General features: G+C 61.9%; 11 protein-coding genes. 4 read left to right on the top strand and 7 right to left on the bottom strand.

The annotated features are described in order from the left end of the window. Positions 1 to 8 precede the first annotated feature (8 nt). The 4 genes from FRT59_RS16775 to FRT59_RS16760 are packed head-to-tail and all read right to left on the bottom strand — an operon-like array spanning position 9 to position 11,590. Positions 9 to 410, bottom strand: coding sequence for a hypothetical protein (locus FRT59_RS16775; protein ID WP_153871753.1), 402 nt, complete (start codon positions 408 to 410; stop codon positions 9 to 11). Beyond that, a complete protein-coding gene (locus tag FRT59_RS16770; protein ID WP_034119203.1) occupies positions 407 to 961 on the bottom strand; it encodes a hypothetical protein in 555 nt (184 codons plus the stop codon). Before FRT59_RS16770 ends, FRT59_RS16775 begins: the two co-directional genes overlap by 4 nt. Continuing rightward, the gene (locus FRT59_RS16765; RefSeq protein ID WP_034119202.1) at positions 958 to 2,796 is read right to left on the bottom strand and encodes a Hint domain-containing protein; all 1,839 of its coding nucleotides are present in this window, start codon (positions 2,794 to 2,796) and stop codon (positions 958 to 960) included. The genes FRT59_RS16770 and FRT59_RS16765 overlap by 4 nt, the downstream gene beginning before the upstream one ends. Positions 2,797 to 2,833: 37 nt before the next feature. After that, a complete protein-coding gene (locus tag FRT59_RS16760) occupies positions 2,834 to 11,590 on the bottom strand; it encodes a Tc toxin subunit A-related protein (protein WP_153871752.1) in 8,757 nt (2,918 codons plus the stop codon). Between the two features lie 431 nt (positions 11,591 to 12,021). On the opposite strand from FRT59_RS16760, the gene FRT59_RS16755 reads away from it, so the two are divergent. Next, positions 12,022 to 14,178 carry a TonB-dependent siderophore receptor gene (locus FRT59_RS16755; protein WP_153871751.1) on the top strand — a complete coding sequence of 719 codons (2,157 nt, stop codon included), beginning with the start codon at positions 12,022 to 12,024 and terminating at the stop codon, positions 14,176 to 14,178. Positions 14,179 to 14,205: 27 nt separating this feature from the next. Here FRT59_RS16755 and FRT59_RS16750 read toward each other — a convergent pair whose 3' ends face one another. From FRT59_RS16750 to FRT59_RS16740, 3 genes are all read right to left on the bottom strand, one after another. Then, positions 14,206 to 14,643 carry a carboxymuconolactone decarboxylase family protein gene (locus FRT59_RS16750; RefSeq protein ID WP_153871750.1) on the bottom strand — a complete coding sequence of 146 codons (438 nt, stop codon included), beginning with the start codon at positions 14,641 to 14,643 and terminating at the stop codon, positions 14,206 to 14,208. A gap of 93 nt (positions 14,644 to 14,736) precedes the next feature. After that, positions 14,737 to 16,182, bottom strand: a complete 1,446-nt coding sequence (locus FRT59_RS16745; protein ID WP_153871749.1) for a mechanosensitive ion channel family protein — start codon at positions 16,180 to 16,182, stop codon at positions 14,737 to 14,739. Positions 16,183 to 16,363: 181 nt separating this feature from the next. After that, the gene (locus FRT59_RS16740; protein WP_153839346.1) at positions 16,364 to 17,230 is read right to left on the bottom strand and encodes a pirin family protein; all 867 of its coding nucleotides are present in this window, start codon (positions 17,228 to 17,230) and stop codon (positions 16,364 to 16,366) included. A gap of 358 nt (positions 17,231 to 17,588) precedes the next feature. On the opposite strand from FRT59_RS16740, the gene FRT59_RS16735 reads away from it, so the two are divergent. The 3 genes from FRT59_RS16735 to FRT59_RS16725 all read left to right on the top strand — a co-directional run. Next, positions 17,589 to 18,695 (top strand): efflux RND transporter periplasmic adaptor subunit, encoded by a 1,107-nt coding sequence (locus FRT59_RS16735; protein WP_153871748.1) that lies wholly within the window; start codon positions 17,589 to 17,591, stop codon positions 18,693 to 18,695. A gap of 2 nt (positions 18,696 to 18,697) precedes the next feature. Further along, complete coding sequence (locus FRT59_RS16730; protein ID WP_153871747.1) at positions 18,698 to 21,772, top strand: efflux RND transporter permease subunit; 3,075 nt, start codon at positions 18,698 to 18,700, stop codon at positions 21,770 to 21,772. Positions 21,773 to 21,900: 128 nt separating this feature from the next. Next, a partial coding sequence (locus tag FRT59_RS16725) for a hypothetical protein (RefSeq protein ID WP_153871746.1) occupies positions 21,901 to 22,140 on the top strand: 240 nt, incomplete at its 3' end.

The following is a 22,140-nucleotide window of genomic DNA, read 5'->3' as shown; positions in this document are numbered from 1 at the left end:
GCTGCGAATCAGCTTTCCTTGCAGCATGGGTTACGGGTCGGCTTACACGTTTTGGCCGTGGTGGCCTGCACTTGCTCGGTGTCATCCACCAATTCTTCAGCGCCCCTGCAGCATGGGTTGCGTGTGGGTTTGCAGGTCTTGGCCTTCGTGGCTTGCACATCATCGCCGCCCTGGCCGCCCGGCGCGGAATCGTCCGATGACTTGCAGCAAGGGTTGCGGGTGGGCTTGCAGGTCTTGGCCGTGGTGCCCTGCACATCAGTCCCACCGCCTGCGGAAGCACTGTGTTTGCCTGCGCTGCCCGCTGCGGCGTGCAACCCGCCTGGGTAGTTCTGGTTGAGGATCTCGCCGCTCAACAGGCCGGCCATGGTGTCTGCGACAGATGTCTCAGAGCGTGTGTGAGATGTGTTCATGACAACTCCTTTTCACTGGATGGGTACATCGGTTGACTCGCGGTGACGATTTGCCCCCAGCGGTTGACGCCAGGGTTGTCCGGCATTTCGCCGGGACAGCTTTCCGAGAGCATCGAGACCTTGCGCGACAGCGGACAACCACACAGGCCGCAGATGCCCAGCTCCGAACGGGTGGCCTGCAACAGGCTGGCGCCGGGGGCCTGCCGATACGGGCATTGCCTGCAGGCCTGGCTACGTAGCTCGCGCTCCCGGGGATCGGTGGTGGAAAACCCGGTCTTGGCCCAGTTCACCAATGAACGACTGCCTCGCTGGAGCAACTGGACCGTGCCGTGCTCGGCCTTGGGGCGCACGTTGTGTGGCGGTGACGCCAGCAACATCTGCAGCATCCCCGGGGTGCGACGGCTGGCCAGCAGGCTGCGGGCATAGCTGTCGCTGTGCAGCGCCGCCTGCAAGACCTGGGCGCTGACCGGTTCGGGCAAGCCCAGCAGTTCAGCGAATTGAGCGCACATCTGGCTTTCGGACTGCGCTGTGTCCAGGCCCAAGACACTCATGGCGTACCCTCCACCACCACGCTGGATGCATCGGGGTCGAGGGTCGAGCCGTTGTCCGAGCGAATATCGCGCACGGTGAGCGTGGCCTGGCCGCTGGGTTTGAAGCGCTCATCGATCACCAGCCATGCCTGCCACGGCAGATTGTTGTCCATTTGTACCAGAGCGACCGGAATCGGCTGCTCATCCGCCTTGAGCTCGTAGTTAGCGGGGATCTTCGCGCTCAGGATATTCAGTCGCTGGTTGAAGCTGACCAGAACGGCCAGTGCACCTTCGTAGGTGGTCCATTGGGCGCTGTCCAATGTCAGCGAGTTGGGCACCGGGCCTCCGGCGCACGCCGGTAAAGGCATGCCAAGCAGCGCGGCTTGCATACTTTCTACACGGCAAGGAATCGAAGGTGTGGAGCACTTTTCATGGCCGATGAGATTGACCGGATTGATCAGGGAAAACAGCGCCTTGACCTGTTCCAGCCCTGGGTTCACCCAGGCGCCCCAGGTGCCATAGAACACCGTTTGCAAGACCTCGTTGGTGCCAAAGTAATCGGCCAGGCCCGTGCAGGTCAGGCCTTCGTCATTGGTATAGGACGCTTTGACGAATCGCCCGACGCCTTGGGCCATGATCAATGCCAGCCCCTGCTTGTGCATGCCCTCCAGCCGCAACAGTTGACCGGACAGGTAGACCGTGTCCTGACCATAGGCCTTGAACGCGTATTGGTTGGGGTGCAGGTCTTCCCAGTCGAGATAAAAGTTGATCTTGGGGTAAAACGCCTCGAACAATTTCTCCAGGTAGTTGAACTCAGCCCTCAGGTAGCTTTGCCCCAAGCCGCGGAAGGTGCCGTTGACCGCCACATCCGCCGCCTGTTTCTGGGTCATGTAGGGCGAAGCGCCATAGGGCACCGCCGAACGACCGGTGAGCAATTCTTCCAGTGACAGGAACGCATCGTTGGCGATCTCCCGTGCCTTGCTGCTCAACTGGGAGTAATCAGAACTGCCTTTGCGGGTCTTGGCGTACGCCGACGAGCCGATACGAGGCAAGGCGTCATGCCCTTTGACAAAACGCGAAGCCAGCTTGTCATCGTCCTGCATGGCCATGACCAGGTGGTCGCCGGCGATTACGCCATTGGTTTCCAGGTAGCGCTCGACAAACTCGGCCTGGGAAAAGTCCTGGGTTGCCAGTGCATGAAAGCCGAGGGTGAACTTGCCTAGCACCACCGCATGCAGCTTCACGGGTTTGCCGTCACGGTCGACCAGTTCGTCATCCAGGGTCAGGCGATCTGCCGACTTGAGGCTGCCATTGGCAAGCAGCATCGGCTGGTCAAGGGTCACCGCCAATTCGCCCTGATCACCGTATTGCAGTAGCACTGCCGGTTGATGAGGCGCGGCGACCATGCCGTCGGAAAACGTCACGGCCCGGCTTTCCCATTTGAGCCGGGGCTTGCCGCCCACCACCTCCAACGTGCTGGTCAATACCGGGTCGCCCACGCCAATGAATTGCACCGTGCGGTATTCACCCTCGGCCACGGTGACGCGGGTTCCCCAGGCAAAGCAGGAACAGCAGCAGTAGCAAGCCTGCCACGACCAGTCGTGGTTGTCGTCGCGCAGGATCTGGCAGGCATCCTGGGTGATGGCACGGCGCTCCTTGGTCGTTTTGTTGAAGCAGTTGTAGGTTTCCACGGGAAAGTTGCCGCCCATGGGCGTGCAGTCGGGCATCGGATTGCCTTGCCAATCCTTGCACTTGCACCAGCGCGCCATGGCCGAGCTTTGGCGATAACTTTCGCAGTGGGTCACGCTGCACAGGGACTGACCCGGTTCGAGGCTGCTTTTACATTGGTCGCTCACGGTGATCTCCTTTCAAACACGTGAAGGTCGAGACTGCTCACTTGAAAACGCTGGCGGTGAACTGCACCGACACAAACAGATTGAGCAAGGACTCGCCATCTATATGGCCGTTGCCATCGAGCAAAGCGGCCAACAGGGGGTTGGATTTCATGGTTTGCAGATCGAACAGCACACGCCATTCCCCGGCGATCTGCTGCAGGGGGATTTTCGCGTAGGCGGCCTCACCCGCCAGGCCCACCGTGGTTACTGCCTGTGCCGGTTGACCACCGGCGGTCAGGGTGAGGAAGCTGGCGCTGGGTGGCAGCTGGAGGCCGCTGCTCACCACCAGGGCCAGGTAGGCCTTGTCCACCACCAGATCGCGGGTGTTGGGAGGGAATAATTGCGCGGGCATGTCAAACACCAGGGCCTGGGTCAGCGGGTCGCCGGTGTCGTCGAGAAACGCCGCCCACACCTCGGGCTCGGCGGTCGCCAGGCTGACCATCAGCGCCGCGCTGTAGGTGCTTCCGGCGAGTTTGCCTTGCACCAGTTCGCCATAAGTCTTGCCGCCGTCGGTGGCGGTATAGCGCAGGCTGAACTGCACGTCCTCGATCAACGAAAAATCGAACTGGTTGGTGTTCTTGGGCAACTGGTAGCGCCAATTGGACACCGCCCCGGTGCCTTCGAAACGCTGCAACTTCTCGACGTCGGAGAAGTACTCCAGAAAGGCCCCTTCATCGGCGGCGGCACGGCTCAGGGACACGCTCTGGTTGGAGCGCCAGTCCACCCACACATCGCCGCCGGGGTGGCCGGACCCGTCGAGCATGTATTGCAGGCCGACCGGGTTGGGCTTGAGCAGGATCTTATTGGCAGTCTGGGTCAGGTTGGCGTGGATACCACTGGGCAAGGCGTCATCCGTGTTGACCACGGTGACCGCGACGGTCTTGATGCGGCGGCAGTAGTGGCTGGGGAAATCGAAGTCGAACAGTGCTTCGCTCAGCGTGAAGTCGGCGATACCCTCGGCGCGCAGCCGAATCAACTGCGCCGGGTTGAGTTGCGACAGGTACACCTCGCGCACGATCTCCTGTCGCAGCACGTCTTTCTGCGCAAACACATAGTCCATGCGGTCCAGCACCAGGCTGAGGCTGGCCCCGGCCATCAGGCCACGGCGCCTGGGGTCCCAGGGGTCGCTGGTCAGGTAAGCGGTGGTGTCGCCCAACGCCCATTGCAACGCACTTTGGGCAGCATCCACCGACTGCAGGGCCAATTGATAAAACTGGTAGTACAGGGCCGTAGCGCGACTGACGCGCCAGGCGTAGTAGTCCGGATTGTCGAATTTGCTCAACAGGAACGCCTGCTGGGCCTCGGCGTTTTTCAGGCCGATCTCGTAGCCGGCGTAGTCAGCCTTGGCACTCGCCAAGTCGCAACGAGCGTTAAGGATCTGCTGATCGATCTGCTTGAGTTCCAGACCTGCCTGGGTCGACTCTTGCTCCCAGCCGGCCTTGAGGCGCTGGAACTGGCCAACGGTGTCACTCAAGTCCTTGGCGGTATCGGCCACCTCGGCGACCTGGCGCCAGATACCCGACGTGCGATGCAGCCCGGTTTCAATCTGCTCGCCACCGTAGGTCATAGCGAATGGCGAACCCACCTGTGGCGCCAGGGCCGCAATCGCCGCGCCGGTCTCAAAGCCGATCGCGACAAAGCTGGCAACCCGCGAGGCAATCCCCAGGGTGATCGAAACGATCTCGGCGGCGATCATGCCCTGGCTGATCAGCCCGTCGTAATACTGCTTGCGCTGTTCGGTGGTGGCCCGCGTGGCGAGCACCGCTTCCAACGTGTGCTGGGCAGCCTGGGTGCGCTGCTCGAACGAGAGCAATTGCGCGGCAGTCAGGCGTTGCTCGTGGGTCGATTGCAACAGCATCAACTGCTCGCTGCTTTGCGCGGTCAAGGCCTGCTCCAGTTCGCTGCCGAGCATTTGCAGGTCGCCGACCACTGCTCGGGCGTTCATGAGCAGACCGGCAAAACGCAATGTCTGCGCCGTTGGCGGGCGCACTGCCAGTTCGGCAAAGCCGGCACCCGCGCCATTGGCCGCAGCGGCCCGCACCAGCGCCATAGGGTCGATGGGCGCGGCAAACAGCGGCAGTAGCAAGGTGTTGCCGTCCAGGTCGAGGTTGTTGCGCAGCTTGTACAGGCGGTCTTCGACACCGTCCCAGCGCGCCATCAGTTGGTCGTTTTGCGGCACGCAGAACAGCGCGTCAATTTCATTGAAAGCCCCGCCAGCCATCGGCACCGCTTCGTCCAGGGCTGCGCCGCGCACCGTCAGCAGGTTTTCCATGTCCAGCAAGAATTGCGGAATGGCCGCAGGATCGTCCCCATAGCGTTGCAAGATTTCGTTGAAGGTCACCGGCAATTGATCAGTGCAGGGCCCGACGCTTTCAGGGCGCGGCCCCAGCAGGTCGCTGGCCATGGCATACAGCAGGTAGGCGGCATTCAGGTATTCGCGGGTTTTGCGCGCAAAGAAGCTGTCGCCCCAGGCCACGAGAAGGTCAATGTAATTGCAGAATGTCGCCCGCTCGAACGCTCCTATGCGCAGTTGGGCGATGGCGTACGGGTCGTAAGGATCGCTGTTGTACACCGCAATCTGCACGGGGCTGGTCAGGGTCTGCACAAGGGACTGCTGGGTGTGGTTGCGAAACGGCTGGAAACGCCAGAACTGGCAGGCCAGGCTGGCAGTCTGGTGGTTGAACAGCACCGCACGCACCTGTTCGATCATCCGCGTGCGCAAGACAGGGTCTGCCACCTGGGGGAACAAGAAGCTCAGGTCGGTGAACCGGCTGTAGTCGGCAGCCACCTGGTTCTGCACAGTGATCACCGCAGTGGCCTTGAGCAGGAGGAACGCGGCATCGGCTTGTTCGGGTGAGATATCCGGGGTCTGGAAATCCTGAGGGCTCAGTGAGGTCAGGCGCTCGGTGGGGTTGAAGATGTATTGCAACCACCCCAGGGCCGCCTGGAAATCCCCGGCCTGGAACAATGCATCGGCGATCAGCCGGGGGGTGAAAAAAAACAGCTCCCAGTAGTACAGGCCGTAGACCCCGTCGAAATCCACTTGGGTGGCGTCGCTCAACACCGGTGGGCGCACCCGCTCGCCGGGCGCATAGCTGCTGAACGGCGTGGTAGCAATCACCGGCGCCTGTTGCTGGTGCAGGCTCAATAACGCAGGCACCCCGCCTTGCTGCAAAGCGGCGGCAAGCCTGGGCACTGCGCCGGTGGTGAGCCGTGTGAAGCAGTAATAAAGATCCTGCACGCTGCGCCGCCAGGTATTGTCGTAGTAGACGCGCAGGATCAACGCGACATCGGCGGTCAACAGCGCAGCTTTCTGGGCTGGCTCGTCGGGGAACAAGTCGTCGAGGTCATCCAGGGGGTCATAGTTGGCGCTGATGTAACCTTGGGCCCCGATGACCTGGCGTGCCTTCAAGGTCTCGAAGACGTACTGGGCCTGGCTCTGGGAAATCCCCAGGCGCAAAAACGACTGCACCGTGATGATGACCCGGTCGTCTTCGGCGTAGTAGGACACCAGGGTCATGGTCGGTAGATCCACCAGTACCACCCGCACCTGGGCGGTCTTGATCTGGCGGCTTTGCAACGGCTCGCCCGGGAACAGGTAACTCAAGTCATCGCTGTTGAGGAAGGGCTCGCTCAGGCGCCCCTTGTTGTCGATCACACCGTGCTGCACCAGCAGGTTGAACACCGCGATGGACTCCGCCGCCGTAATATCGCTGCTGATAAACGACGTATTGGTAACCGACTGCGCGGTCTCCAGGCCCATCGCGCGTGATTTCTCGTTCAACGCAGGAGCGCGCGAGGTATCCGGGGTCACCAGGAAGCTTTCGCTATTGACGTTGCCGACGAAGTGCGACGGCTGATTCTTGATCACAAAGGTCGAGCATTGCCGGTTGGACAGGCGCGCGAACAGCACCGCATCGCCCATGGCAACGAACAGTTGCTGGCGAATGGCGAACTCCACCGAGGCATGATCCGGTGCGCCGTCAAGGATCTGCGAGAGGTCCGTGGCCGAGGTAAAGCTGGACCGCACATAATCGCCGCTGTCGAGAATGCCCGCGGCACGCAGGTCGAGCATGGCCTGGTCGGCCGCACCTTGGCCGAGGGGCGTCATCAGGAAGGTCTGCGCCTGCACTTCGCGACTTTCAATGCTGGCCTGCAACAGGCAGTGTTTGGCCCAGAGGCGAATAATCTGCACATCGCGACTGTCATCGCCGAAGAACAGGAAGCGGAAATCGGCGTTGTTGCTGAAACCCGGTTGCACCACGTACTTGGCGGAACTGCTGCCGGCCTTGAGGTAACCGGCGGCTACCAGGTCGAGGATCAACTGCTGCGCTCCCGCCAGTTCGAGCCCGCTGAACTTCACCAAGGCTGGGGTGACCGGGGTGCGCAACAGCGCGGTGTCGACACTGTTATTCCAGTCGCCATAGTAGTTGGTGCGAAATGGATTGAGCGTGCCGCGCGCATACAAGCGGTTCATCGCATAGTCATACAGCGGCTGCACCGTGGGCGGCACGCCGAAAGCATAGTTGTCCGCCAGGTTGAGGAATTCGGTGCGCTGGAACAGGTAGTCCTTGAGCAACTCGCGGTTGAGCAACAGCGGCTCGCGTAACCCCACCAGGCCGCGAAAGCCCGAGGCGATAGCCTGGTTGACGATGCGGCTGCGCTGGTACACCTGGATTTCAAACTGCGCCACCGCCGGGTTGACTTGGCTGCCGCTGGGCGCAAGCACCGAGGTGTCGATCGGCGTGCCATTGGAGGTGTTTTCCAGGAACGGCCCGTAGAGCACCGCGATTTTCTCGTCGATGCGCACATCGTTTTCCGGGCCGATCGGCGCGGTGCCGGCAAACAGCAGCACATTGCACTTCTGCCAGAACAGACTGTTGATATTGAACAGGTCGTAACCCGACTGGGTGGACAACTTGACGTTATTGGGCCCGGCGAAAATCACCTGCTCGGGGGCCAGGGTCTGGTCGCCGACCCAGGTGCCGCTGGCATCCATAAAGCTGTAGCGGATCGCGGCTTTGTACACCACGCTGTTGCTCGACTGGGTATTGCCCTGGGTGGTTTCAATGGCGGTACTGGACACCACGCTGGTTTCCACCCAGAACACAAACAGGCGACCGAAGGCATACACCGGGGTTACATAGGGTGACTTGATCGTCACATCGATGGCGGTCCACTGGGACCAATTGGCCTGGTGCTCCTGCTTGGCCCAGTAGTAGGAATAGGGTTCGGTGGCGCTGCGGGCAAACACGAACAATGTATCGATCTCACCGCGGCGCGGGTCGCTGACGGTGCCACGGAAGGCATCGACAAACTGCAACGACGCGTACCCTGAAAGGCCTTGCACGTAGGTTCGATACGCGCTTTCCACCCGTTCAGGGGTGATGTTGGTCTGTAGCAGGTCCGCTTCCAACTCACGGAACAATGTGGTGCGCGACGAACGCAAGGTCGGGACCAGGTAGTTTTCCGGGTAGATGAACACCCGACGGTTGGCTTCCCACATCCGGTAGGTGGTTAGCCATTCCCACCACACCTGGGGAATGGGTAGCTGGGTGATACCCGGCTCGATATTAGCGCGCACCCGGTTCAGGTACATCTGCACCGAGGCCAAGGCCAGTACCACTTCGGAGGTCTGATTCGCGCCGCCCATCTGTACATCGAGCAACAGGTAACCGGACAGGTCATTGACCGTGCGCACTGACGGCAGGCTGACCTCGTAATACCACAGCAGGCTGGGCACCAGCACGTCGCGCCGGGCCTCCAGCAACCGCGCGTCGATACCGCCACCCACTTCAGCCCAGGCGCCGCGCAGGTGTGCAGCCGCAGAGCCCGCCAGCGTGTTGGCCAGTTGCTCCCAGGCCTGCCAGTCGGCGGTGGCGGCACTGCCGCTCAAGGCCCACTGCCGGCTGTGCAGCAGGGCTTGGTAAGCACTGGCACCGAAACCGCCACGGCGCAGCAACGAAAAAATAGTTGCCAGGCGCAGCAGGCCATGGGTGGTGTCGTACAACAGGTCAGTGGTTTGCAGCGCTGCCAGCACACCGCACAGGTCGGCCTGCGACCATCCCGTCAACGTGCACAACGCAGCAGCCTTCTGACCGTCGCTACAGGCGGTGTCGGCGGGCATCGAGAGGTAGGCCAGGTAGCTGCTATCGGAAAGCCCCAGGGCTTGGCGGCTCTGAACATACACGCCCATGGCCTGCAAGGCGTCGAGGCTGAACAGCGCCGCCGGCATCACGCCGAACACCGTCGGCATGGCCAGCATGGCGGTCAACACGGGTGCATCCAGGGGCAGCGCTTCACTGACCAACAGCAAACGGCTGGCGTCGAGCAAGGCTTGACTGCTGACCTGCCAGGTAGCATCGCCGTCGGCGCTCGGGGTAAGCAGGCACGTCAGCCAGGCTGACCGCTCGGGCTGTGCCGAAACCATTGCCCCCACGGCACCGATCAACTCGACGCTCACGCCCGCCAAGGTTGCCAGGCCGCTGTCGAGGACCTGCGCCTGGCTGCGGTGCATGCGATTGAGCGTTTGGGCCACCACCCGCGTTTCTTCCTCACTCAGACCCAGGGCCGCCAGCGCCGCCTCGGTGACCGCCAGCGGCACCAGGGCAACGGCGATATCCGGCGCATTGGGTATGTGCCGATGGTATGCCATGCGTACATCCACCACGACCGCCGGGCTCAAGGCCAGTATTTGCGCGTAAAGCGTGTCTGCCATGACTTCGCTGACGGTATTGCCCACCAGCGCGGTCGGGGTGAACAGGCTGCCCTGGGCCTGGGTCCAGATCGATAGCAGCGCGGCATGACTGAGAACAGAGGCCGCTTCGACCAGCAACGGGGCCTGGGGATCGAGGTAGGCGTCCACCTGATCCACGCTCAGATGGCATTGCTCCAGCCAGTTGGGGACCAGCAGCCAGCGTGCCAGGGCCTGCGGCGGGATGGGTTGGGTCATATCAATGTGCACCCAGGCCGCCGTGGCCTGCAACGCATCCACGCCCAGGCCCATGGCCCGCGCCAGCGCGGCCAGGCGGTACAGGCAAGAGAGATTCGAGACCGTCAGGCGTACCGCGTCATCATCGGGAAACGCCAACGCCGCCAAGGCCTGCAGATCGGCCGAGGTCACACCAAGGCCGGCCTGCAACCGCGCCGCGTCAAAGCCGGGTTGGTCGGTGTGCCCGGCCATGACATCCCAAGTGGCGACTTTATCGGTGTAGAGCGGATTGGACGGGTCCTCGGGGTGATACACCTGGCCATCGCCACCGAGCACCACCGGGTTGTTCCAGACTTGATCAAACAGCGAAGGCGTGCCCGGCGCGCCACCCGAACCGGTGGTCGGCATGCCCGCCCATAAGGCCGAGGCCTGCGCCCAAGTCCAGCCCAGGCCTTGCACCACACCACGGGCCATGGCCAGCGTCGCGAGCGTATCCGCGTTCAACAGATTCAGGCCCAGACTACCCAGGCCATAGCCGAGATCGGTAAACCCCAACCCGCTCCAGCGGGCCAGGCGGATATAACGGTTCACCGCGTCAAGGGTGGTGGGCGTCAGGTGGGTCAGCGTATCGGGGCTGTCATCGCCCAGTTGAATCTGCACCGACTGCCCCGCCGGCAGTGACTGGTTGAACCACAGCCCATGAGCCAGGCCGGCCTCCAGTTCCTCGGCCGTCAAGCCCTGGCGGGTGAGCTCGGCCACAGCTGCCCGTGGCAGCCCCGAACGGTGTGAGAACACCGTCAGCTCCGACAAGCTCGCCAGCGTATTGTCGGCACGCAGCCCCCAGGCAGTCTTCAATTGCGCCTCGGTGGCCAGGGGCGTCACCCCAAACGTGGCCTGCTCCCGGGATAACGCCAGCACCGCCAGCGCCAGGGCATAGGGGTCGGCAGACGCAAAGCCCGCAGTGGTGCCGTAGATCTGCGCCAAGCTCAGGTCCAGGGCCTGCAGGGTCAGGTCGACGTACATCCGGTGAGGATTGAACGGAGTGCTGAACGGGTACGTGGTGGTCGCCAGCAGCCAGGGAATATCAGCCTGTAGGGTCTCGACCCGCAACTTGTCGGTCAACACCCGGTTGACGATACCGAGGTACGCAAGCGGATCATGGGTGGTCGCGCAACTGAGCGGCAAGGTGAAAAGGTCATTGCGCCGGACCGCCAAGGGATACTTCGCTGGAAGGCTGTCTTTGTTGACCTGGCTGACATAGGCATCGGTGATGCGCATGATGTCGACGTAATAGGCGGCGGGCCCGAAGATCGACTTGCAGTCCTCACAGCTGCAGAAGTTCTGGTTGCCAAACATGGCCGCGTAACTGGGCAGCGCTTGCAGTTCAGCCAAGGTATCTTCGGTCACGGTGCTTGCGCGCAGCATCGTCGCCGCCGACTGTGGCCGTGAGGCCACCAGGTTGGCCCACAGATGGCTGACTTGATGTTTGGTATGCGCGGCATTGGCGTAGAGTTGCGCGGCGAAGTTGGGGTCCATGTCCTGGCCAATCCTGGCGTGGAACACCGACTCGGGCATGGCGGCGATCTGATGGGCACTATGGAATCCCAACTCCACGAGGCGTTGCGCCGCACTCTCGCTGCCACTCAGGTGTAACAGTCGCTGGTACGCCCGCACGACCTGCTCCGCCTTGGACACTCGCGTCTTGCCAGCCCCTTTTTTCTTGCGGGCCTGCGCACTGTCCTGGGCAATGAAATCAAACGTGGCCAGGTCAAAACCTGGATGTTTGGCATAGAAAGCATGCAACGCACTCTCGACGATCTTCATGATCGATCCTGTCCTTGGCGGCGGCTTCAACAAGCCGCTATCTGTGGCGAATTCCCTTTGATGCAGTGCGACGGTCCGACAAAAAAACACAGGAAGACTCTGCCGATAAAAACATCAGCGAATATGGAAACATCACTTATTTCAAAGAGTTGAAGATAAAAAACACAGATGCCAAAGCCACTTTTGCAGTGGGTCAGCCAGCACGTCCATCCTTGGCTGCACATCTAGATACGAGACTAGTCCAATAACTTTCTCTGCAACTTCTATTGATAGATTAAAAGGCTATCAATCAAAGGAGGGCTAAGAATGTCGCGCAATCAGCCATTGAGCAGTCTCGACACCTTGTAAAAGCAGTCATTTGCCCCTAGCGTAGCGACCCTTCCCGGCGCCCCGCGCGTTCGCTGCCACCTGTCTGTAAAACGGAAACCTCGATGGCTATTCGTCCCCCTTCCTCTCTGTTGAACCTGAGCCTGCACAGCGTCAGCCTCTTGCTGTGCAGTGGCGTGGCCGTGAGCCAGGCCGCGAACCTCGAACTGGCCCCGGTCACCATCCAGGGGGAAGCAACCGGCAGCTATCGCGCAGACACCGCCTTGGTCGGTGGCTTCAATGAAGCGCCGCTGCTGGACACACCCGCCTCGATCACGGTGATCAACGCCGCGCTGATCAAGGACCAGCAAGCGCGCCTGCTCAGTGAAGTGTTGCGCAACGATGCCTCTGTCGGTGAGAGCTATGCACCGATTGGCTATTACGAAAACTTCGTGGTGCGCGGCTTCTCGCTGAACGCGGCCAGCAGCTACAAGATCAACGGGCGCACCATCACCGGCGAGCAAAACGTCGCCCTGGAAAACAAGCAGCAGGTGGAAGTGCTCAAGGGCCTGGCCGGGTTGCAGAGCGGCATTTCCGAACCCAGCGGCGTGATCAACTATGTGACCAAGCGCCCGGAGGATGTGCGCTCGGTGACCGTCTCCACCGATGATCGCGGCAGCGGCTATATCGCCACGGACGTCGGCGGCTGGTTTGGCAGCGAGCAACAATTCGGTCTGCGTGCCAACGTCGCCCATGAAGACCTCAATTCCTATGTAGAACACGCCAACGGCCAGCGCGATTTTGTATCCCTGGCCTTCGACTGGAACATCAGCCCCGACGCCGTGCTGCAACTGGATGCCGAATACCAGAACAAGCAACAGCGTTCGGTGCCGGGTTACCAACTGTTGGGCGGTACCGAAGTGCCCCAGGGTGCCTCGCCGAAAAAACTGCTGGGGCATCAGAGCGGCGGCAAGCAGGTGGCAATTGATTCGCTGAACCTCAACGGCAAGTTCGAGTACCGCTTCAGTGATCAGTGGAAAGGTAATATCAGCGCGGCGCGAAGCAAGGTGGTGATTGATGACTACAGCTCGTTTGCCTGGGGCTGCTATTACGTCAGCACCTGCAATGCCAACACCTTCAGCCCCGAAGGTGACTACGACATCTACGACTACCGCAGCCCCGACGACACTCGCCGCGACGATGAAATCCAGGCGGCCATGACCGGGCTGTTCGACACGGCGGGCCTGGGCCATGAGTTGACCTTTGGCACCAGCGCGTTTCGCCGGGTGATCGACAAGCGCGACTCGGTCAACGAGTACATCGGCAGCGGCAATATCCATCAGGACGCGCCGAGCTTCTCACCTACCGACAAGCCACTGAATGACAGCCATCGCAACCTCGACAGCCGCCAGTACGGCCTGTTTGTCACTGACCGCATTCGCTTCAACGAACAGTGGCAAACCATCCTCGGCGGGCGCGAAGTGCGCCTGGATGAAAAAGCCTTCGACAAGCAGGGCAACCAAGCCCGCCACACCCAGCAATACGTGTTTCTGCCCCAGGCGTCGTTGATCTACAAACCAGTGGAAAACGTTTCGCTGTACACCAGCTACAGCAAGGGCCTGTCCCTGGGCGGCACCGCACCATGGTTTGCAAGCAACAGCAGCGACACTCTGGCGCCCACCACGTCACGGCAGATTGAAGCCGGTGTGAAATACGACTGGCGCCGCATCAGCTTCGCCGCCGCTGTTTTCCAGACACGCCAGGCCTATCAGTATTCCAGGCCAGATGGCGCGGGCAACTTTACCTATATGCAACAGGGCCAGCAGAAAAACACCGGCCTGGAGCTGTCCGCCAACGGCTGGGCCACTGACCGCTTGCAAATCGCAACCAGCGTCGCCGCGATCCGCGCGCGGGTGAGCGGCAGCGGTACACCCGACTATGAAGGCCACCAGGCAATCAACGTGCCCAAGCTGCGCGCCAGCTTGTATGCCGACTATGCGTTGCCGTGGGTCAATGGGCTGGCGGTGCTGGGCGGCGTGCAATACAGCGCCAAGAAGTACGCCAACCGCAACGGCAATGTGGAGGTGGGTGATTACGCAGTGGTCAATGTCGGCAGCCGCTACACCACCAAGGTCGATGGGTATGAGACGGTGTTTCGCCTGAGCGTCGACAACCTGTTCGACAAGCGCTACTGGCGCGATGCGGGCGAGTACATGGGCGATGACTATCTGTTCCAGGGCGCGCCGTTGACGGCGCGCTTGAGTGCGTCGGTGAATTTCTGATTCACCCGCCCCTACCGGAATAAGGGTTTACTTAGGCATCTTGCGAAAGCCCACCGCCAGGCGATTCCAGCTGTTGATGGTGGCGATGGCCACGCTCAGGTCGACCTGTTCCTGTGGGCTGAATTGCTCGGCCAGCGCGTTGAAATCTTCGTCCGGGGCGTGGGTCTGGCTGAGCAGCGTCAGGCTTTCGGCCCAGGCCAGGGCAGCGCGTTCACGCGGGGTAAAGTATGGCGTTTCGCGCCAGGCCGACACGGTGTACAGGCGCCGCTCGGTCTCACCGCCCTTGCGTGCGTCGGCGGTATGCATGTCGAGGCAGAACGCGCAGCCGTTGATCTGCGAGACGCGCAGGCGCACCAACTCAAGCAGCGGCAGTTCGATGGAGAGTTTGCCGACCGCCGCCTCCAGGGCGAGCATGGCTTTCATGGCGTCCGGGGAGGCGGTGTAGAAATCGGTACGGGTTTGCATGGTAGTGCTCCAGAACGGTGGGATTGGTGAGCAGGTTAGTCACGGCAGCGTTCTGGAGGAATAGCCAATCCGGGCGAAGAACAGGTGACCAATCTACAGGCCACGGTTCCTCAGCCACTGCAAAAAGCCCTTCTTCACCGGTACCACCGGCGCGTCCTGGGTCAGTGTCTGGGCGGCATGCATACGGAAATCCAGCAGCGCCTTCATTGCCTCGCCGATGTCATGCCGCGCGTCCAGGCACGGCTTCAGGTATTCCTTCTCGATGCGGTACAGCGTGCAGAAGGTCTTGGCCGAGAAGTCCGCCAGCGCGGCCTGGTCGGACAGGATCCCCGCCTCACCGATCACTTCCCCCGGCCCCATGCGCCCGGCCTCGAACGTGTGCCCGTCCTTGATCAACAGCACCGAGACCACGCCGGACTCGACGATGAACAGATGATCGCTGACCTCCCCCGCCGCCAGGATCATCTCGCCGGCGCGGTAGGTGTGCAGGCTCATGTTGTGGCTGAAGGTGTCTTTTTCTTCCTGGCGCAAGGTGGAGAAGATCGGCGAGCGTTCAAGCAACGCCCGGGCTCCGGAAAGCGCTGGCGGCGTGCTGCCTTCAGTCGCGGACAGCAGGCCCACACCCGCCGCCTGTAAGTGCCGGTAAGCCAGGTCGTAAAGCAGGTTGCGCGTTTCGCGCTTGAGGCCCATGGCCGGCACGAACCCGCTGATCTCATATTCGGCGCCGCCACTGGTGGACGCCTTGAACGCCACGCTCGGGGCCGGCTGGGCCAACAATGGCCGGCAGCCCTGCATTGCACGCTCCAGCGCGTCGATCACGGTTTGCGGGCGTGCATGGGGGCTGACTTGCAGGCTGACCGCCAGCCCGAACATATCCGCCGGGCGCGAAAAGTTGATGATCTTGGCCTTGGCCGCCAGGGAGTTGGGAATCACCGCCAGGCTGCCCTGGGAGGTTTGCAGGCGCGTGGCGCGCCAATCGATATCGGTGACGCGGCCTTCGGTGCCGTCGATGGAGATCCAGTCATCGATCTGGTAAGGCTTGGTGGTATTGAGGACGATCCCGGAAAACACGTCGCTCAGTGTGCTCTGCAAGGCCAGGCCGACGATGATCGCCACCGCGCCGGAGGTGGCCAGCACGCCCTTGACCGGCAGGTCGAGCACGTAGGCCATGGCGGCGATAATCGCGATCAGGAAGATCACCGCGCCCATCAGGTCCTGCAACAGGCGCCCGGTATGGCCGACCCGCTGCATCATCACCGCACCGAGCAACACCGTCAGGGTGCGCGCGCCGAACAGCCACCAGCCGATCTGCAACGCCGTGGCAGCCAGGTGCAGAGTGGTGTCGTCGGCATAAGGCGCCGCTTGCATGGGGTTCATGCCGTCGTTGAACAGCACGGCACTGAACACCGCGAAGATCACCAGCCGCGCCGCGAGTTTCCAGTTGGCCAGGTCGGCGGAGATCAGGCGCCACACGGCGATGTCGATCAAGATCAACGCGACGGCGCACAGCATCGGGTGATCAGCGATAAATGAGGGCATCCAGGCGACTCCAGGGCGAATGCCGAGAAGATCGCATGAAATGAAGATCGCGGGTATAGCACAAAGCAAAATGTGGGAGGGGGCTTGCTCCCGATAGCGGTGGGTCAGTCAGAAAAACTCAAACTGACAGCCCCTATCGGGTTCAAGCCCCTCCCACAGAGGTTATAAACCTACCCAGTATTCAGGCGTGCATCTGCCCGAACTTGCCCGACTGGAAGTCGGCGAACGCCTGGTGGATCTCCTGCTCGGTGTTCATCACGAACGGACCGTGGCCGACGATAGGCTCGTCGATCGGTTCGCCGCTGAGCAGCAACACCTTGGCGTCCTCATTCGACTCCAGGGTGATCCGATCACCGTCACGCTCGAACAGCGCCAACTGCCCTTGGCGTGCGACTTCCTCGCCATTGACCAGCACGGTGCCGCTGAGGATCACCAGGGCCGTGTTGCGCCCGGCGTGCAGGTCCAGCGTGACCGCCTTACCGGCGTTGAGGCGCAAGTCCCACACGTCAATCGGCGTGAAGGTATGGGCCGGGCCATGGGTACCGGCGAACTCACCGGCGATCAGGCGCAGGTGACCGGCGTCGTTGGCCAATGGCAGCACCGGAATATCGCCATCCACGAGGGTCTGGTAGCCGGCATCGGCCATTTTGTCCTTGGCCGGCAGGTTGACCCACAGTTGCACCATTTCCAGCGCTCCGCCGCGACGGGCGAAGTCTTGGGAGTGGAACTCCTCATGGAGAATGCCCTTGGCGGCGGTCATCCATTGCACGTCGCCGGGGCCGATTTTGCCACCGGCACCCGTGGAATCGCGGTGCTCGACTTCGCCGTCGTAGACGATGGTCACGGTTTCAAAGCCGCGATGCGGGTGTTGACCGACGCCACGACGCTGTTCGGTGGGCGTGAATTCGGCCGGCCCGGCGTGGTCCAGCAACAGGAATGGGCTGATGTGCTTGCCCATGGTGTCGTAGGAAAACAAGGTGCGTACCGGGAAGCCATCGCCGACCCAGTGGGCGCGGGGGCTGGTGTAGAGACCAATCAGCTTTTTCATGTGTACCTCCAAAGTGAGTACACAATAAATCGCCTCACCCTTGGGCACTAGCCGGCAAAACTGGCCCGCATCGTTCTATACATAGGACAATGCTTTAACTTGCCGCTGCCGCAACAGAGCGAACGCGACAAAGGCCAAGCACGTCAACCGGGCAACATCAGCCCTCCACTAACCGCCACCATTGTCACGCCTATCACCACAATCCGCTGCGGTCCCACGCACTGGATGTGCTGCGTGAAGGTGCCGAGGCATTTGCCATGGGGATTATCCGGGGCTGGATTAATTTATATTTCAACCATAATATAAGTTAAAAATTATGACCGTAATTTTTTGCCCACTGGTCACCCTGGAGCCCGCCATGCACCCTCTCCCTCTGCGTCTTCTCACGCCCCTGGCCCTGTTGACGGTGCTCGGTGGCTGCAACAGCCAAGCCGACAATGCCGCTCAAACGCCCCTGCCGCGCCCCGTGCTGGCGGCCACTGTCGAAGCCGCCAACACTCAGCAAAGTGCCTATACCGGTGTAGTCGCCGCCCGCACCGAAAGCGACCTGGGCTTCCGAGTCAGCGGCAAGGTGATCGAACGCAAGGTCGACCCCGGCCAGCGCGTTGCCCGTGGCGACACCTTGCTGGTGCTGGATATCGGCGACTTCGAATTGGCGCTGCGCTCGGCCAAGCACCGCGTCAACGCCGCCCTGGCCCAGCTGCGTCAACGCCGCGATGATGAAAACCGCTACCAGCGCCTGGCCAGTACCGGCGCGGTGTCGCGGCAGATTTTCGACCAGTCGGCCACCAACCTGCGCGTCGCGGAGGCGGAACTGGCCGCCGCGCAATCCGATGCCAGCCAGATTGAAAACCGCCGCACCTACTCGGTACTCAAGGCCGATGGCGACGGCGTCATTACCGACGTGCGCGCAGACCGCGGCCAAGTGGTGGCCGAAGGGCAAATCGTTGCGTGCCTGGCCCATGACGGTGCCCGTGAAGCCATCGTCAACCTGCCGGAAAACCAGCGCGACCAAGCCTCGCAAAAAGCCCTGGCCTTCCCCTTCGGCGCCCCCGACCAGGCCGTGACCGCAACCCTGCGCGAGCTGTCTGCCAGCGCCGACCCGACCACCCGCACCTACCGCGCCCGCTATGTGCTGCACGGTGCGGTAGAGCGTTTCGCCCTCGGCTCCACCATCACCGTACGCCTGCAAGGTAACGGCCAGGCCCGACAAACCCGCGTGCCGATTGGCGCACTGCAGGACGCAGGCCAAGGCCCCGGCGTGTGGCTGATTGGCGATGACAACAGGCTCACCTTCGCGCCGGTAAAAGTCGCCCGCCTCGGCCAGGAAGACGCGTGGCTCGACAGTGGCGTGTCACCGGGCCAAACCATCGTTGCCCTCGGCGCGCACCTGCTGCACAGCGGCGACGCGGTGCGCTTGCTACCCGCCCAGGAAATCGCCCTCAACCGCAAACAGGACCACTGAGCATGCGCGGGATCAACCTCTCTGAACTGGCGGTCAAACACCGTGCGGTCACGCTGTTCTTGCTCATTGCGATCCTCGTCGCCGGGGTGTTCTCGTTTGGCAAGTTGGGGCGCGCCGAAGACCCGTTGTTTACCGTCAAGGTCATGACCATCGCCGCCGCCTGGCCCGGCGCCACAGCCGAGGAAATGCAGGAACAGGTCGCCGACCGCCTGGAAAAACGCTTGCAGGAGTTGGACTACTACGACCGCGTCGAAACCATCGCTCAACCCGGCTTTGTGTCGATGCGCATAACCTTCAAGGAGTCCACGCGCCCTGGCGAAGTCCAGGCGCTGTTCTACCAGACGCGCAAAAAGCTCAGCGACGAAGCGGCGAAACTGCCCAAGGGTGTAATAGGGCCGTTTTTCAACGATGAATATTCCGATGTCTACTTTGCGTTGTACGCCCTGGAAGCCGAGCACTTGCCTCATCGCCAGCAGGTGCAAATGGCCGAGACTCTGCGCCAGGGTTTGCTCAACTTGCCGGGGGTGAAGAAGGTCAATATTCTCGGCGAGCAAGCCCAGCGGGTGTTTGTCGAGTTTTCCTATGAACGCCTGGCGACCCTGGGCATCAAGCCTGAGCAGATTTTTGCCGCCCTCGCCGCGCAGAACGCCGTGGCGCCGTCGGGCTTTGTCGAGACCGCCGGCGCTCGCGCGTATATCCGTATCGACGGGGCGTTCGACAGCCTGGCGCTGATTGAAAACGTGCCCCTGCAAGTCAATGGCCGCGTGCTGCGCATCGCTGATGTGGCCAGCGTCAGCCGCGGTTATGAAGACCCGCCCAGCTACCGCATTCGCCATCAGGGCGACCCGGCGCTGATGCTCGGGGTGATCATGGAGAAGCACTGGAACGGCCTGGAACTGGACAAAAGCCTGCAGGCGCAGGAAACCAGCATCCGGGCCGACCTGCCCTTGGGCGTGAACTTCGTCAAGGTCTCCGACCAGGCGAAAAACATCAGCCTGGCGGTGAATGAGTTCATGCTCAAATTCTTCGTCGCCCTCGCCGTGGTGATGCTAATCAGCCTGCTGGCCCTGGGCTTTCGCGTGGGCGTGGTGGTGGCGGCAGCGGTGCCGCTGACGCTGTCGATCGTGTTCGTGATCATGCTTGTCACGGGGCGAGAATTCGACCGCGTGACCCTGGGCGCGCTGATCATTTCCCTGGGCTTGCTGGTGGATGACGCGATCATCGCCATCGAGATGATGGTGGTCAAACTCGAAGAAGGCTTTGATCGTATCCATGCGGCGACCTACGCCTGGAGCTCTACGGCTGCGCCCATGCTGACCGGTACGCTGGTGACCATCATCGGCTTTTTACCCGTGGGGTTCGCGCGATCCGGTGCGGGCGAGTACGCCGGGAATATCTTCTGGATCGTTGGCTTTGCATTGATTTCTTCGTGGTTAGTGGCGGTGGTGTTCACCCCGTACCTGGGCGTGAAGCTGCTGCCGCAGATCAAGCCTGTGCCTGGCGGGCATGATGCAATTTACGCCGGGCGCTACTACCAGAAACTGCGTCGCCTGGTAGAAGCCTGCGTACGCGGGCGCTGGCTGGTAACTGGGCTGGTGGTGGCCGCGTTTGTGCTGTGCGGCCTGGGCATGACGGTGGTGAAGAAACAGTTCTTCCCCGATTCCGACCGTTCGGAGCTGATTCTGGAAGTGTATATGCCGCCCGGCAGCGCATTCAAAAGCACTGAAACGGTGGCGGCGCAGGTGGAAAAAGCCCTGCTGCAGGAGCCGCAGACACGTATGGTCGACACCTATGTAGGCGGCGGCGCACCGCGGTTCTTCCTCTCGTTGAACCCCGAAATGCCCGACCCGGCGTTCGCCAAGTTGATCGTGCAAACTCCAGACTCCCACGCCCGCGACGCCTTGAAAGTGCGCATGCGCGAGCGCATCGCTGCCGGCGAATTCCCTGCGGCGCGGGTGCGCGTCACGCAATTGGTATTCGGCCCGCCAGTGCCGTTCCCCGTGGTGTTCCGTGTGTCCGGGCCGAACCTGGAGGTGCTGCGCGGGCTGGCCGAGCAAGTGCGCCAAGTGGTTGCCGGCAATCGGCTGACCCGGGACACCTTCCTTGAGTGGGGTGAGCGCGCCAGCGGATATCGCCTGCTGCTGGACCAGGATCGCCTGCGCTTGCTCGGCTTCACACCCGACGAGGTCAAGTCCCAACTCAACGCCCTGCTCAGCGGCAACCCGATCACCGAAGTGCGCGAAGGCAACCGCACCGTCTCCGTGGTAGCCCGTGCCCAAGGCAGCCAGCGCGAAGACCTTGCCAACCTCGATAACATGACGCTGACCAACAGCACCGGCACTTCGGTGCCGCTGGCCCAGGTCGGGCATTTCCAGGCGGTGATGGAAGAACCGATCCTCAAGCGCCGCAACCGCGCAACCACTGTGGAGGTGCGCGCCGACATCATCGACGGCGTACAACCGCCCGATGTGGAAATGGCCGTGTACAAAGACCTGCACCCCCTGATCGCCAGGCTGCCGGCCGGTTACCACATCGACATCGGCGGCCCGGTGGAAGAAAGTGCCAAAGCCAACGTGGCCCTGGCGGCGTTGTTCCCGATCATGATCCTGCTGACCCTTACGGTGATCATGTTCCAGGTGCGTTCCTTTGGCGTGATGTTCATGGTCTTCGCCACCGCGCCACTGGGCCTGATCGGTGCGGTGCCGACCTTGCTGCTGTTCAACCAACCGTTCGGTTTTAACGCGATCCTGGGCTTGATCGGCATCGGCGGCATCCTGATGCGCAACACGCTGATCTTCACCGACCAGATTCGCCAGAACCAGGACCACGGCATGCCGATTCGCGAAGCGATCATCGAAGCCACGGTGCGGCGTGCACGCCCGGTGATCCTTACCGCATTGGCGGCAGCGCTGGCGTTTATTCCGCTGACGTTGTCGGTATTCTGGTCGTCCCTGGCCTATGTGCTGATCGGCGGAGTATTGGTGGGCACGGTGCTGACGCTGTTGTTCCTGCCGGCGCTGTGCAGCCTGGTGCTGCGCGACAAGGTTGCTGAAACGTCCCACGCAACCGCCGGATAAGCTCTACTCCCCTGCCCTGAAAACCTCTGCAAAGTCCCTCGCCTGATCAAACAGTGCGAGGGATTGCAGATGGTTTTTTTCGTTAGCGCATTGGTCGCGTGGCCCTCCCCAGTGGGAAGTCCTCGCGGATGAAGCACACCTCCCAAATTGCCCATATCGAACACGAGCTGGATGGCTTTCATCAGAGCCTGGTGGAGTACCGCCAGCAGATGGGCGCCTGGTATTCGCAGGCGCTGGACTCGGTCAGTCATGCGGCGGATATGCCGTCGTTGCTGGGCATGGACCGGGTGTTGCGGGTTGGGGATTCGCAGCGTTCGGTAAGCCTTAGCGACGCGGATTTTTCCACCGTGGCCCGCTGCCCAGTGGGT

The sequence above is a fragment of the Pseudomonas haemolytica genome (assembly GCF_009659625.1).
Taxonomy (GTDB): domain Bacteria; phylum Pseudomonadota; class Gammaproteobacteria; order Pseudomonadales; family Pseudomonadaceae; genus Aquipseudomonas; species Aquipseudomonas haemolytica.
The sequence above is the reverse complement of the archived record's forward strand: the minus strand, read 5'-3'. Positions and strand labels throughout refer to the sequence as shown.

Coding starts and splice junctions, on each gene's coding strand:
- FRT59_RS16775 (WP_153871753.1), bottom strand. CDS start 410: ATGAACACATCTCACACACGCTCTGAGACATCTGTCGCAGACACCATG.
- FRT59_RS16735 (WP_153871748.1), top strand. CDS start 17,589: ATGCACCCTCTCCCTCTGCGTCTTCTCACGCCCCTGGCCCTGTTGACG.
- FRT59_RS16730 (WP_153871747.1), top strand. CDS start 18,698: ATGCGCGGGATCAACCTCTCTGAACTGGCGGTCAAACACCGTGCGGTC.
- FRT59_RS16740 (WP_153839346.1), bottom strand. CDS start 17,230: ATGAAAAAGCTGATTGGTCTCTACACCAGCCCCCGCGCCCACTGGGTC.
- FRT59_RS16770 (WP_034119203.1), bottom strand. CDS start 961: ATGAGTGTCTTGGGCCTGGACACAGCGCAGTCCGAAAGCCAGATGTGC.
- FRT59_RS16745 (WP_153871749.1), bottom strand. CDS start 16,182: ATGCCCTCATTTATCGCTGATCACCCGATGCTGTGCGCCGTCGCGTTG.
- FRT59_RS16750 (WP_153871750.1), bottom strand. CDS start 14,643: ATGCAAACCCGTACCGATTTCTACACCGCCTCCCCGGACGCCATGAAA.
- FRT59_RS16755 (WP_153871751.1), top strand. CDS start 12,022: ATGGCTATTCGTCCCCCTTCCTCTCTGTTGAACCTGAGCCTGCACAGC.
- FRT59_RS16760 (WP_153871752.1), bottom strand. CDS start 11,590: ATGAAGATCGTCGAGAGTGCGTTGCATGCTTTCTATGCCAAACATCCA.